The organism is Streptomyces sp. NPDC057136 (genome assembly GCF_042670885.1).
Taxonomy (GTDB): domain Bacteria; phylum Actinomycetota; class Actinomycetes; order Streptomycetales; family Streptomycetaceae; genus Streptomyces.
In genome coordinates this window covers 121,843-134,610 of sequence record NZ_JBHUUV010000024.1, presented here as the reverse complement: position 1 = coordinate 134,610, position 12,768 = coordinate 121,843, and the positions used below count along the sequence as shown (strand labels likewise).

The 12,768-nt window shown below is 71.2% G+C and carries 9 protein-coding genes and 1 pseudogene; 8 read left to right on the top strand and 2 right to left on the bottom strand.

Features of this window, described 5'->3' with window-relative positions; all coding sequences use genetic code 11:
• The 6 genes and pseudogenes from ACFT7S_RS26090 to ACFT7S_RS26065 all read left to right on the top strand — a co-directional run.
• A pseudogene (locus ACFT7S_RS26090) lies at positions 1-126 on the top strand (ATP-binding cassette domain-containing protein); the annotation flags it as partial.
• Positions 127-202: 76 nt separating this feature from the next.
• Complete coding sequence (locus tag ACFT7S_RS26085; protein WP_382735809.1) at positions 203-958, top strand: SAM-dependent methyltransferase; 756 nt, start codon at positions 203-205, stop codon at positions 956-958.
• Positions 959-1,053: 95 nt separating this feature from the next.
• Positions 1,054-1,836: a class II aldolase/adducin family protein gene (locus ACFT7S_RS26080; protein ID WP_382735807.1), complete on the top strand. Its 783-nt coding sequence runs from the start codon at positions 1,054-1,056 to the stop codon at positions 1,834-1,836.
• Positions 1,837-1,949: 113 nt separating this feature from the next.
• Positions 1,950-3,218 carry a hypothetical protein gene (locus ACFT7S_RS26075; RefSeq protein WP_382735805.1) on the top strand — a complete coding sequence of 423 codons (1,269 nt, stop codon included), beginning with the start codon at positions 1,950-1,952 and terminating at the stop codon, positions 3,216-3,218.
• Between the two features lie 88 nt (positions 3,219-3,306).
• Positions 3,307-8,532: a caspase family protein gene (locus ACFT7S_RS26070; RefSeq protein WP_382735803.1), complete on the top strand. Its 5,226-nt coding sequence runs from the start codon at positions 3,307-3,309 to the stop codon at positions 8,530-8,532.
• 77 nt (positions 8,533-8,609) lie between these two features.
• Positions 8,610-9,116, top strand: coding sequence for a DoxX family protein (locus ACFT7S_RS26065; RefSeq protein WP_382735801.1), 507 nt, complete (start codon positions 8,610-8,612; stop codon positions 9,114-9,116).
• Here the strand turns inward: ACFT7S_RS26065 and ACFT7S_RS26060 are convergent.
• Together ACFT7S_RS26060 and ACFT7S_RS26055 are read right to left on the bottom strand one after the other, a co-directional pair.
• On the bottom strand, positions 9,023-9,286 hold the full coding sequence (locus tag ACFT7S_RS26060; protein ID WP_382735799.1) for a hypothetical protein: 264 nt from the start codon (positions 9,284-9,286) through the stop codon (positions 9,023-9,025). The two genes, ACFT7S_RS26065 and ACFT7S_RS26060, sit on opposite strands and share 94 nt — an antisense overlap.
• Positions 9,273-10,601 carry a PspC domain-containing protein gene (locus ACFT7S_RS26055; RefSeq protein ID WP_382735797.1) on the bottom strand — a complete coding sequence of 443 codons (1,329 nt, stop codon included), beginning with the start codon at positions 10,599-10,601 and terminating at the stop codon, positions 9,273-9,275. The genes ACFT7S_RS26060 and ACFT7S_RS26055 overlap by 14 nt, the downstream gene beginning before the upstream one ends.
• 173 nt (positions 10,602-10,774) lie before the next feature.
• Between ACFT7S_RS26055 and ACFT7S_RS26050 the strand changes: the two genes are divergently transcribed.
• Entirely contained in the window at positions 10,775-12,058 is a 1,284-nt protein-coding gene (locus ACFT7S_RS26050) for a PspC domain-containing protein (RefSeq protein ID WP_382735795.1), read from the top strand.
• Positions 12,058-12,753 carry a LuxR C-terminal-related transcriptional regulator gene (locus ACFT7S_RS26045; RefSeq protein ID WP_382735793.1) on the top strand — a complete coding sequence of 232 codons (696 nt, stop codon included), beginning with the start codon at positions 12,058-12,060 and terminating at the stop codon, positions 12,751-12,753. The genes ACFT7S_RS26050 and ACFT7S_RS26045 overlap by 1 nt, the downstream gene beginning before the upstream one ends.
• Positions 12,754-12,768: the final 15 nt, after the last annotated feature.

Here is a 12,768-nt window from a genome sequence, read left to right as displayed (position 1 = left end):
GTCCACGCGTTGATGGGCGAGAACGGCGCCGGCAAGTCCACCCTCATCAAGGTGCTCACAGGGGTCCACCCGCCCGACGCGGGAACCATCTCCGTCGACGGCGGCCCCCGGCGATTCGTCGAACCGCGGCGGCGTCGGCGCGTTCCGGGCGGATCCGAAAACCGGTGGCGCCGCCCGCGGACCCGTGCAAGGCTCCGCGCTCATGTCCGCAGATGAGATCCGCACCCTGATGTCCGCCGCCCACAACGACCGTCTGACCTGGAACACCCCGCTATCCGAAGAACACGCCGCCCAGCTGGTCGCCGCCTGCGATCCCGCCGAAGGGGCGCGGGTCGCGGACCTCGGCAGCGGCTGGGGCGAGCTGCTGATGCGGCTCGTAGAGGCCGCCCCCGGCGCCACCGGCGACGGCGTGGAGACCGACCCGGAAGCCGTGGAGCGCGGGCGGCGCCTCGCGGAGGAGCGGGGCCTCGCCGAGCGGGTCCGCTTCCACGAGGTGCCCGCCGCCGAATGGACCGGTGGCGACTACGACCTGGCCGTGTCGATCGGTGCCGCGCACGCCTGGCCCGGTTCAACCCCGGAGGCGCTGAAGGCCCTGCGGGCGTCCGTGCGCCCCGGTGGTCGGGTGCTGTTCGGCGACGGGTTCTGGGAGAAGGAGCCATCGGCCGCCGTACTGGAGGCACTGGAAGCCGAACCGGGCGACTTCCCCACTCTGCTGGGACTGATCCGGCAGGCCGAGGCCGCCGGACTGCGCCCGCTCCAGGTGACCGTCGCCGACCAGCGGGAATGGGACCTCTTCGAGTCGAACGCCAACATCGGGCGGGGCGAGCGCTGGGCCCTGGCGAACCCCACGCATCCGCTGCACGACGGGGTCGTCGCCGCTGTCGACGCCCGCCGCACCGGTTACTACGGCGGCTACCGGGGAACGCTCGGCCTCGCCTACCTCGTGCTGAGCGCCTGACCCGTACCCGAATCGGTGCGTGATCGCTCTGGTCACCTGGGGCGACCGGCGGTAACTTCCGTTTCCGTACGCCCTGGGAGCCCAGAGGAGCCGCCATGTCCGAGCCGACCGTCACGCCCGCACCCCTACCTGTCGAGCAGCTGCAGTTCGCCATGCCACCCGTCCACGCGTCGCCGGGCGAGGAGCGCGCGTACCGCCGGGAGCGGCTGGCAGGTGCGCTGCGGCTGTTCGGGCAGTACGGGTACGAGGAGGGCGTCTCCGGGCACATCACCGCGCGGGACCCGGAGCTCACGGACTGCTTCTGGGTCAATCCCTTCGGGGCGCCCTTCGAGGACCTCGCACCGCAGGACCTGATCCTGGTCAACGGCGACGGCCAGGTCATCCAGGGGCGCTTCCACGTCAACCAGGCGGCGTTCGCCGTGCATGCCCAGGTGCACCGGGCGCGCCCGGACGTCGTCGCCGTCGCGCACACCCACTCCCTGCACGGGCGGGCCCTCTCCACGCTCGGGGAACTCATCGAGCCGATCACCCAGGAGGCGTGCGCCTTCTACGAGGCCCATGCCCTCTACGACGCGTACACGGGCGTGGTCGTGGACGAGGACGAGGGCCGACGGATCGCGAGCGCGCTCGGCGGCCACAAGGCGATCATCCTGCGCAACCACGGACTGCTGACCGTAGGGGACTCGGTGGACGCGGCTGCCTGGTGGTTCCTCACGATGGAGCGCTCCTGCCAGGTCCAGCTGGCCGCACGGGCCGCCGGAAAGCCCGTCCTGATCGAGCACCGGGACGCCGTCGCCACTCGTGAACAGCTCGGCAGCGACCTCGTGGCCTGGATCAACTACCAGCCCCTGTGGCAGCGGATCAGTCGCACATTCTGACGAAACGCGCTGCCCCTTCGCCCCGATGCGGGCGACGGCTGCCCCGTACGGCACAATTCGCAGAAATTGCAGGCGAGTTGATCCGGAACTGAGCGGAAAGGGCGGCGTTCTCCGTGGCGTTGGACGAGGCGAGAAAGAGCAGCACGCACGGCGGTGGCTGTACGTGCGGCGACTGCCCGCACGGAGCACGCGAAGGGCACAGGCGAGCGGTCGCGGCCTTCCTCGCCAAACGGGACGAACTGGCCGCCGGCAACGGACTGCCCGCAGGGGTCGCCCAGTCGGCCTCCGCGTCCCGGCAGTGGGTGTCGGACGAGCTGACCGAATCGGCCCGTACCGTCGCCGACCGGGGCCGGGAGGCGGGCGACGCCTGGCTCCACCAGGTCTGGCAGCGCACGCTGTTCATCGTCTGGGGCGGGGTCGGCGCCCTCGTCATCGGTGAGACCGCCACCGCCATCGGCGCGGGCTGGTCCACCGCCCGCACCGCCGGTCTGGTCGCCGGACTCGTCACCGCGGGCCTGCTGACCGGTGCCGCCCGCTTCCACCGGGCCCGCGGCGGCCTCCTCGCCCCGCTGATCGGCGAGGACAACCGGCTCTCCACCTCCCGTACCGTCGCCGCGTCCTGGGTGCTCCTCGCCGTCTTCTCCGTCCTCGTCCTCGCACTCCAGCTGGCGGGCGCCTCCGCGCACGCGGACCGCGACGAGCTCATCGAGGGTTTGGACCTGGTGCGCTCCGCCGGAGTGCTGACCGTGCTCGCGCTGGTGTGCGCCGTCGCCGTCCTCGTACGGGGAGTGGTGACCGTACGCGTCCTGGCGCAGCGCCTGCAGAAGCTGAAGGCCGACCGGCCGCGCGCCGCCGACCTGCTCACCGACGACTCCGGGCGCGGCAGCTTCACGGATGTGCAGTACGTGCTCGTCAGTGCCGTCGCCGTACTGTTCGCGGCGGTCCGGCTGGCCCGCCGCCCCGAGCAACTGCCCGATCTGCCCTGGGGGCTTGCGCTCCTGGTGGCGGTCTCCGCCGCGACGTACTTCGCGGGGAAGTACGCGGAGGGCGGCCGTCCGGTCATTCTCTCCGTCGTACGGACCCGTGAGGCCGGGGACCTGGACGCCCCGATCCGTACCGGGGACGACATCGAGATCCGCGGCGCCGGTTTCGTACCGCCCGGGGCGGGAAGCCCGGACCGGCTGGCCCGGATGGTCGTCAGGATCGGCCGGGTCCACGTCCACGTCCCGCTGATCCCCGTCGCCGGAGGTTTCGCCAACCCGACCGACACCGTGCTCACCGTGCCGGTGCCCGTGGAGGTCGAGCCGGGCGTCGTGGACGTCCAGGTCGTCACCGCGGCCGGAGTGGAGACCAACCGGGTCGTCATCGATGTGACCGACTGACAACTGTGCGCGGAGATACACCGGTTGGCCCACCGCCAGTACGATTCCAGGAGTCGGGCAGGCGGCGGCGACGGGATACGTGACCGGTATGACAGTGGACAGCTCAACAGCACATCCGACCGGGACGGGCCCTTCGCACCGGGCGCTGCTCCTCTTCGTACCGGAGTACGTCTCCACGGCCTGGCAGTCGCTGGACTACCTCGACGACGAGTACCGAGATCTGCGGAGCGCGCTCACCGACCAGGGTTACGCGATCGATCCGGCGAGCGGCTGCCGGAAGTTCGAGAGCAAGGAACTCGTCCAGGCGATCGGCCGGTTCATCGCCGACGGGCGCGACGGCGAGCATCTGATGGTCTTCCTCAGCGGTCACGGCTTTCACCACGCCGGGCAGCACTGGTTCGCAGGGACCGACTCCTCCGTGGAGACCTGGAGCGAGCAGGCGCTCTCGACGACCAACGTCAACCTTGAGGGCGACTGGGCGGAGCAGGCCGGCCGGAGCGAGGCCGGACAGGTCCTCTTCGTCGTGGACGCCTGCCGCGACCGGCTGGAGGACGACGGTAGCGCGTTCAAGGTGCCCGCCGGCACGGACAAGCTCGGCTATCTGATGGCGTGCGAGCCGGACCGGACCGCAGCCGTCGCGGGCCCGGACGGCGCCCGCTTCAGCCTCTTCACGCAGGCCATGCGGGAGGTGCTCGCCGACGCCCAGGGCGAACTCCTCGCCGACCGGCTGTGCGCCCTGCTGGAATCCGCGATGGCCGATCTCCGTACCCGGCAGTCGAATCCGCCGCCCCCGCAGGTGCCCCGGCTCGGCGGCGAGGCGGGCGGGCCCCGGTTCGTCGTCCTGCCCGAACGGTCCACCGAGGGGCGGCGGGTCCGGCTGGTGCGCGAGCACCCGGTGTGGGCCAAGGTCACCGACCCGCTGGAGGCCGAGGAGTGGCGGGCACAGGCGGAGACCGTGGTCCGCACGCTCGACCGTGAGCTGGCCGACGAGCGGGAGGGGCTGCGGGACGACCCGTGGCTCGACTGGGAAGCGGACCTGCGGACCTCGGAACGTCTGGCGGAGCTGGTGGACCGCGCGGAAGTCGCCGCGTTCACCCCGGCCGAGGCGGCGCTGCTCGCGGTGGCGCCCGCGCTGTACTTCGGCTTCCGCGTCCGGCTGGCGGCGCGGGCCGACTACCGCGACCTGCGGACCGAGTGGGACCAGTACCCGCGGCTCCAGCGGCAGACCGACCCCGGTGGCGGAGCCGGCGGCCCGCGGGCGGACCGCCAGGTGGTCTCCGGGGCCTCGCAGCGGGACCGCAGGGTCGCCGAGGCATGGGTGCTGCACCAGACCCGCTGCGATCCCGGGAACGCGCACGACCGTTCCGGCGAACTCGTCCACTTCCTCCGGACGATGCTGGAGGGCACCGACGAGCTGGAGGACGAGTGCAGCCCGCCGATCGTGTCCTGGCTGTTCCGGGCCATGCGGCACGGCGGCGGTGTGCTGGCCGAACCGCCCGTCCTGGCGGCGCAGGCACGCAAGGACGAACCCTCCTACCAGCGGGTCGGGCTCATGCTCTGCGTCGCCCGCCTCATGGCGCTCGACCGCAGTGAACTCCCCTCGGTCCTCGTCGAACACCTGGGAGGCCGGGAGCCCATCGGGCTGGTGCGCGTACGGCTCTCCGTCGACGGCGCCCAGTGGTCCATGCCGACCGAGAACAGGGGCACCTTGACGCTGGCGGCCGAGTGCGGCCACCAGGCGCTGATGGTCGCCCTCCAGGAGCAGGTACAGGCCCTGGACGGACTGTTCTGCAGCAATCTGCGGATTCCCGGGCTCGCCGATCTGCCGAGCCGCGCGTCGGACATCGAGGTGAAGCCCGAGCTGGACCGCGAGACGGGGGAGCCGCGGTTCTATCCGATCGCCACCCGGTTCGGCCTCGACGCCACGCGCGTACGCGATCTGCTCACCGGCGAGGCGCTGTACGGGGACCGCCATCTCGCCATCCGCGAGCTCTACCAGAACGCGATGGACGCCTGCCAGGTGCGCGAGGCCAGGGAACAGGTCCTGGCGAAGCAGGGGGAGACCCCGGGCTGGCGGGGCGGGATCGAGTTCACGCAGCAGTTCGACCGCGCCCGGGGCCGTTGGTACGTCGACTGCGTCGACAACGGCTCGGGCATGGGCCGCCGTGAGCTGCTCCACTCCTTCGCGCAGGGAGGGGCCCGGCTCTCCCATCTGAGCTCGTTCCAGGAGGAGATGCTCGCCTGGCGGCAGCGCGGCATCACCATCCAGCAGAACAGTCGCTTCGGCATCGGCGTCCTGAGCTACTTCATGATCGCCGACGAGATCGAAGTGATCACGCGCAAGTTCAGGCCCGACGGCAACCCGGAGCCCACCGCGCTCCGCGTCACGATCGACGGGCCGGAACACCTCTTCCAGGTGGCCCAGTGCCAGGAGGACCCGAAGTTCGTCCTGGACGACTGCGGCACCCGTATCCGCCTCTATCTGCGCGAGGACCTGAAGAACTTCTCGTGCGTGAAGGTGCTGAGGTCCGTGCTGGGCGTGGCGCGCTTCCACACGGTGGCGGAACACGAGGAAAGCGATGCGGAGACCTGGGAGCCGGAGGAGTACGGCAGTAAACCCGATACGGGGACGGACCCGGCCATCAAGGCCGAGGGGGCCATCGTTCCGGTGGACGGCGGCAAGGTGTTCTGGTGCGAGCGCGGTGGGGCGCTGCTGGTCGACGGCATCGCGGTGCGGGGGCACTGGTTCCGGGGGAAGGGCCCCGAGGCGCGGAGCAAGACGGGCGGGCTGGAGGTGCGTGGGGCCGTCGTCAATCTCCGGGGTCCGGTGCTCCTGGTGTCGGGCAAGAAGGGCCTGCCACGGCTCTCCGTGAACCGGTCCGAAATCCTCGACGAGGTTGCTCCCGCCGTCTTCTCGCTGCTCGGCAAGAAGGATGCCGCAGAGGCGCTGAGCAACAGCACACTGCTCACGGAACCGTGGCTGGAGCGCCTCGCGAAGGACGAGCCGCGGATCGCCGACGCGGTCGTCACCGGCCTGGTCAGGGTCGGCGCGGAGCTCGCCTACGAGGACAGCGGCGTCGCCGCACTGTCCCGGACCGGATATCTGGTGGGGGACCGTGAGCTGCGGGCGCTGTGGGTGGGGGGCCGGCAACGGCGACGGCCGAGGGCCGACTACAACACGCAGGAACTGACGGGCCATCTGCCCGGCCATCTCGCGTTCTGGCGCTACACCGCCCACTTCCCCGAAGACGTCCGTGCTGCGCTGGGCGATACCTGTCCCGAGGACCTGGGCAGGGTACGTCTGCGCCCGGCGGCACCCTCGGACTCCGAGCTCCTCGGGCGTCAGTCGAGCGGGACGCGGGAGGTCTCCGCCCTGTGGGACGGATGGGTCGCCCCCGGCGTCCTGTACGAGCGTGCCCAGAGGCTCCACGAGTCACCGGAGTGGGCGGCCGGGCGCCTCGCCGAACTCGGCCTGCGGCTCCCGCTGACGGACCGGACCACTGCCCTCAGCGCCTCGGATCTGAGCCGGCTGACCAGCGTGGACGGCGATGGCGTGCGGCCGTTCGTCCCCCCGGGCGGCCGCATCGGCGCACGCGCGCTGCTGAGCGTGTGCGGTGACTACGAGCCGTCGGCCCTGGAGGAGGTCTTGGGCCTGCTCCAGGACCTCGGGTACGGCACCTCTCTCTGCGCAGTGCTCCTGGATCCGCAATCGGTCGAGACCACGCTGCTCCGCGCGGCCGGTGCGCAGAACATGGGCTGGAGCATCGCCTCCGGCCTCGACAGCGGGGCCGTCGCGGACCTGGCGGAGGCACATGGGCTGACCGTCCACGAGGTGCTCCGCATATTGGCGAAGCACGGTTACGACAACCCGCGCCTCTCCCGCCTGCGCGAGCTCAGCGAAGGCTGGCGGCTCAGCCGGCCGGGCCCGAACGGAAGCCCTCCGGTGTCCTCCCTCGCGGATGTCCACCGCATGGCACATGTGAAGAACTGCACGAAGGTCCGTGCTGCCCGGCTGCTGGAGGCGTACGGCTCCCGCGTGGATGCCGAGATCGCCGAGGGCGAGGAGCCTTCGCCGGCCGACGCCGAGCTTCTCGTCCTCCCGGCCGCCGGTGAACAGCGGCTCGATCTGCGGAAGCCGGCCACGATGCTGGACCTGCATGCCCTGAGGGGGACGGAGGACATGCCGCTTCATGAGGTCGCGCGGCGGCTGCGCGACCTCGGGGTCGATGTCCCCTTCGGCGACATTCCGGATGCCCTCGGTCAGGACGATCTGCTGCTGCTGACCGACGCCCGCAGTTCGGACAGCGGCCGCCGACGGGGCCTCGATCCCTGCACTCCGGTGCCCGTCGCCCATATGACGATCAGGGCCGGCCGTCTCGGACGGCCCGTCACTGCCGTAAGGGACCGGCTGCGCGCCCTCGGCGTGACGGTGGCCGACCTTCCGTCCGAGTCCCCTTTCGAGCCGTTCGACGAGCGGACGGAACGGGAGCTGGCGGGACGCTGGATCGGGTACGGCACCGGCGTCGAGACCGGGGGCAAAGAGGTCCCGTTCGGCCATGTGATCCGGGTGGCTGCCGATCTGGGATGGGACCTCGACACCACCGTGAAAGCGATGCGGCTGAGAGGACTGGCCCTCCCCGATGCCTGGCGCGACTGTCTCCCCGAGGCACAGGACACCGACCGGATCCTGCTGAAGGAGGACGGTGACCCCCATCGGGCCTGGGTGGATGGTCCGGCCAGGGTGTCCTGCCGTCATGTGGTGGCCGCGGCGGACGCGGCCCGGATGACGGTGGACGAGGCCCGTTCACGGCTGGAATTCCTGGGAATCGGCGTCCAGACCCTGACCGGCGACCGGATCCACGGAAGCGAGGGTTCCTGGCTGGACGCGATGCTGCACCGCTACACCGCGTACACCGTGGGCATGAACAGGCTCTCAGGCGGTATCCGCGAAGACCTCTCCGTCCGTCCGGCCTTCGTCCGGATCGTCTCGTGTCTCTCGCGTCTTTCTCCGTACGAGATCGCCAGACACCTCAGGGCCGCCGGCGCCGACATCGTGCCCGAGGACCATTCGCACGAGCAGCCCCGGCTGGACGACCTGCTCATGCTGAGAGAGGACGCCGCCCAGAACGGCGAGTGGCTGCCTCTCGACGAGCCCGTGAGCCTCGAACACCTCCTGCTCTGCGCCCACCGCCTCAACACCACCGTCACTGACATCGCCGAGAGTCTGCGGGTACTAGGTCTGGAGGTGCCCGACGTGGCCACGACGGTGGCCGAGACGTGGGCGCTGGTGCCCAGGGCCAGGGATGGTTGCTGACCGGCCCACACCCGGTGAGCAGCACGATCCCCGCGTACGTATCGTCTGGTGACGGGTCAATGGAAGGCGGGTCAGCCATGAACGGCTATGGAAACACCTACGGACTGAGCGAACCGAGCAGCCTCCGGGACCGCGCGCGACAGCACGCGCTCCTGCCGTTGCGGATCTTCCTCGGTGTCACCTTCGTCTACGCCGGTCTGGACAAGCTGACCGACAGCGGCTTCATGTCCGCCGACGGCACCGGCTCCATCGGCGAGATGATGAACGCGGTGCGGGACTCGTCCGCGATTCCGGCGCTCGTCGATCTGGCGCTCAAGAGCCCGGTGGGCTTCGGCTACGCCATCGCGATCGGCGAACTCTTCGTCGGGATCGGCACCCTCCTCGGACTGTTCGCACGGCTCGCCGCGCTCGGCGGAGCGATGATCTCGCTCAGCCTGTGGCTGACCGTGAGCTGGCAGACCAAGCCCTACTACTACGGCAACGACCTGATCTACCTCATGGCCTGGCTGCCGCTGGTGCTGGCCGGCGCCGCCGCGTTCTCCGCGGACGCCTTCCTCGCGGCGCGGCGCCGGCGCACCCTGTAACTCACCCACGTAGCCGTCGCAGCCAGCCAGAGGCCGCCGAAGAACAGCGGGAAGAAGAACGTCCACGGAACGTCCCACCCACCCGCCGCGTCCGCCGCGTATCCGGCGGACAGGGCGAGCATCACGACGCCCGCCACCGCGCGGCCCGGCCGGAACTCATGACGCAGCACGGATGACCTCCACTTGTCCGATGCCGACTTCCAGTCTCAGCTCGACCGTGCCGGCCGGCTCGGCGCCGCCGGGCGGCGCAATGGTCTGCTTCCGGGTCTGGTCCGGGCCCACATCCACGTCGTCGGGCTTCTGGGCCGGCAGCTGGATGTCCCCGAGGCCCGCCTCGGCGTCCACCTTCACCGTCACACCCTTCGGTACGACGACGACCGCGCGGCCCGCGCCGACCTCCAGTTCCGTAACGACGGTGTCGCCCACGGGGACGACGACCTCGGACAGGTCGAGCCTGGCGACGCCGGAGCCCAGCTCGTACCGCGGCTGGACCGCCGCGACCGAGGCCGGACTCCACTCCGTGCGGACCCAGTCCGTGCCGATGTCCTTCGGCACGGCCGACGCACCGGCCAGCAGCCCGGCCGTGACGACCGCCAGGAAGAGCGTGCCGAACCCGGTCCGTCCCAGGAACGAGCTGACCAGCAGTCCGATCCCGAACACCGCGAGCGCGGCACAGAGCCCGACCTGAAGGCTCGTCCCGAGCGGATGATTTTCCCAGCTCAGGCCCGTGCCGACGCCGCCCGCGACCAGCGCGAGGGTGAAGACCAGGCCGCCGATCGAGCGCGGCCCCCGGGTCCCCGGAGGACGGTAGGGGGCGCTGTACGGGGCATCCGGCGTGGCCGTCCGGGCTCCCGGTGCCCGGGGGCCCGGCCCCGCGTCCTGCGGTCCCCACAGATAGCCGGGCCCGATCGGGCCCGAGGTGCCGTCCTTGACGATCGGATCGCGCCACCAGGAGGGGCTGCCCGGCGTCGGCGGAGCCTTCACCTCCGGCGGTGCACCGTGGCCCGCCGTGCCCCCGGCCGTCTGCGCCGCAGCCGTGTCGAGCGGGGCGTCGGGCGGGGTCGTCCTGCGGTGTTGCGCCCAGACGGTGGAGCCGATGACGGCGAGCGACAGCATCGCGGCGAAGGCCAGCATCCCGCGGTTGTGCAGCATGGAGAGGAACAGCCCGCAGCCGACGAGGGCGAGGACCAGCGCGATCAGCGAGGCTCCATCGACCCGGCCCGACAGCAGTTTGCGCGCCTCGTTCTCCTCCTCGCCCTCCAGGGGGAGCAGCAGCCAGGCGAAGCCGTAGAAGATCAGTCCGATGCCGCCGGTCACCGAGAGGACGCCGAGCACGATCCGGAAGATCACCGGGTCGACGTCGCAGTACCGGCCGAGCCCGCCGCACACCCCGGCCACCACTTTCTGCCGGGAGCTGCGGTGCAGCTGCGGTTTCGGCTCGGGAGGCGGCGTGACACCTGGGGAGGCGTCCTGGGTAGCGGTCATGTCCCCATGGTGACGGTCCGTACGCCTCCGCGGCACCCGCCCCGACCCTGGCAGGTCCCTGATATTGCCTCCGGCGACCCCTGGGGGCTGTGACGCGCTCCCGTACGGGCGTCAGGGTCGAGTAGGGGCCGACCCTGATGCCACCACCGGTGCGTACGTGTGACGATCGTCGTATGCCAGCCGCCACGACCCGAGCCGCAAGCTCCCTCGCCTCCGACCCGGAGGAGCCGCCCGTACGCAGGCTGTACCGCAGCGCCGACGGACGGCTGCTCGGCGGCGTCGCACGCGGGCTGGCCGGGCATCTCGGGCTGCCCGTCGCCTGGGTGCGCTTCCTCTTCCTCGGGCTGTTCTTCGCGGACGGCCTGGGCGCCCTGCTGTACGCCGTGTTCTGGATCGTCGTCCCGCTCGGCGTCGGCGGGGTGGACGCACCGCGCTCCGTCTTCGAGACCGCGCCGGACGGCCGGCGCCGGCTCCGCAAGCCGGACAAGGGTCAGTTCTTCGCACTCATCGCGCTGCTCGTCGGCGCCATGGTCTTCGTCGGCAACGTCGACATGGGCAGCAAGGCCGACCGCTACATCTGGCCGACGCTCCTGATCGGCGCCGGCTCCGTACTGGTCTGGCGCCAGGCCGACAACGCGCGGCGCGCCCGCTGGATGGAGGTCGGCCGTCGCCGCCGGGTGCTGCAACTGGCCCGCGGTCTCGCCGGTGTGGCCCTCGTCGGCCTCGGCCTCGCCGTCTTCATGGTGGTCCGCGGCTCGGCGGCGCAGCTCGGCAACGTCCTGACCGCGGCCATCGCCGTGCTCACCGGCATCGCCCTGCTGGCCGGCCCCTATCTCGTACGCATGACGCAGGACCTCTCCGAGGAACGGCTCATGCGCATCCGCGCCCAGGAGCGTGCCGAGGTCGCGGCGCATGTGCACGACTCGGTCCTGCACACGCTCACCCTGATCCAGCGCAACGCGGACGACGGCGGCGAGGTCCGCAGACTGGCCCGCGCCCAGGAGCGCGAGCTGCGCAACTGGCTGTACAACCCCGAGGGCACCGGCAAGGACGAGGACGACGAACCGTCGAGCCTTGCCGAAGCGGTCAAGCGCGCCGCCGCCGAGGTCGAGGACAAGCACGGCGTCCCCCTGGAGGTCGTCGTCGTCGGCGACTGCCCCCTCGACGAGAAGCTGGCCGCCCAGATGCAGGCCGCACGCGAGGCGATGGTCAACGCCGCCAAGTACGGTGGCGAGGGCGGCGCGGTCCAGGTGTACGCGGAAGTCGAGGGCCGCACCGTCTTCGTCTCCGTGAAGGACCGGGGTCCGGGATTCGACCTGGATTCGGTCCCGGGCGACAGGATGGGCGTACGAGAATCAATCATCGGCCGGATGCAGCGCAACGGCGGTACGGCCCGGCTGCGTTCGGTGCCCGGTGGGGGCACGGAAGTCGAGCTGGAGATGGAGAGGGCGAGCTAATGACCGAGAACACCGAAGCCACCGGGGGCCCGGAGCGGCGGGTACGGGTCGTGCTCGTCGACGACCACCGGATGTTCCGTACCGGGGTCCAGGCCGAGATCGGCCGCACCGAGGAGACCGGCGTCGAGGTGGTCGGCGAGGCGGCCGACGTCGACCAGGCCGTCACGGTCATCACCGCGACCCGCCCCGAGGTCGTCCTTCTCGACGTCCATCTGCCGGGCGGTGGTGGCGTCGAGGTACTGCGCCGCTGCGCCCCGATGATGGGCGCGGCCGAGAATCCGGTGCGCTTCCTGGCGTTGTCCGTCTCGGACGCCGCCGAGGACGTCATCGGCGTCATCCGCGGCGGCGCCCGCGGCTATGTCACCAAGACGATCACCGGTACGGACCTGGTCGACTCGGTCTTCCGGGTGCAGGACGGCGACGCGGTGTTCTCGCCCCGGCTGGCCGGCTTCGTGCTGGACGCCTTCGCGTCGACCGACGCACCGCCGGTCGACGAGGACCTGGACCGGCTGACGCAGCGCGAGCGCGAGGTGCTGCGGCTGATCGCCCGCGGGTACGCGTACAAGGAGATCGCCAAGCAGCTCTTCATCTCGGTGAAGACGGTCGAGTCGCATGTCTCGGCGGTGCTCAGGAAGCTCCAGCTGTCCAACCGGCACGAGCTGACCCGGTGGGCGACGGCGCGCAGGCTGGTCTGATCCGCGGCTGCTCCG

Excerpts from the sequence above, each read along its gene's own strand:
- ACFT7S_RS26085 (WP_382735809.1), top strand. The coding sequence starts at position 203 with ATGTCCGCAGATGAGATCCGCACCCTGATGTCCGCCGCCCACAACGAC.
- ACFT7S_RS26080 (WP_382735807.1), top strand. The coding sequence starts at position 1,054 with ATGTCCGAGCCGACCGTCACGCCCGCACCCCTACCTGTCGAGCAGCTG.
- ACFT7S_RS26070 (WP_382735803.1), top strand. The coding sequence starts at position 3,307 with ATGACAGTGGACAGCTCAACAGCACATCCGACCGGGACGGGCCCTTCG.
- ACFT7S_RS26065 (WP_382735801.1), top strand. The coding sequence starts at position 8,610 with ATGAACGGCTATGGAAACACCTACGGACTGAGCGAACCGAGCAGCCTC.
- ACFT7S_RS26055 (WP_382735797.1), bottom strand. The coding sequence starts at position 10,601 with ATGACCGCTACCCAGGACGCCTCCCCAGGTGTCACGCCGCCTCCCGAG.
- ACFT7S_RS26050 (WP_382735795.1), top strand. The coding sequence starts at position 10,775 with ATGCCAGCCGCCACGACCCGAGCCGCAAGCTCCCTCGCCTCCGACCCG.
- ACFT7S_RS26045 (WP_382735793.1), top strand. The coding sequence starts at position 12,058 with ATGACCGAGAACACCGAAGCCACCGGGGGCCCGGAGCGGCGGGTACGG.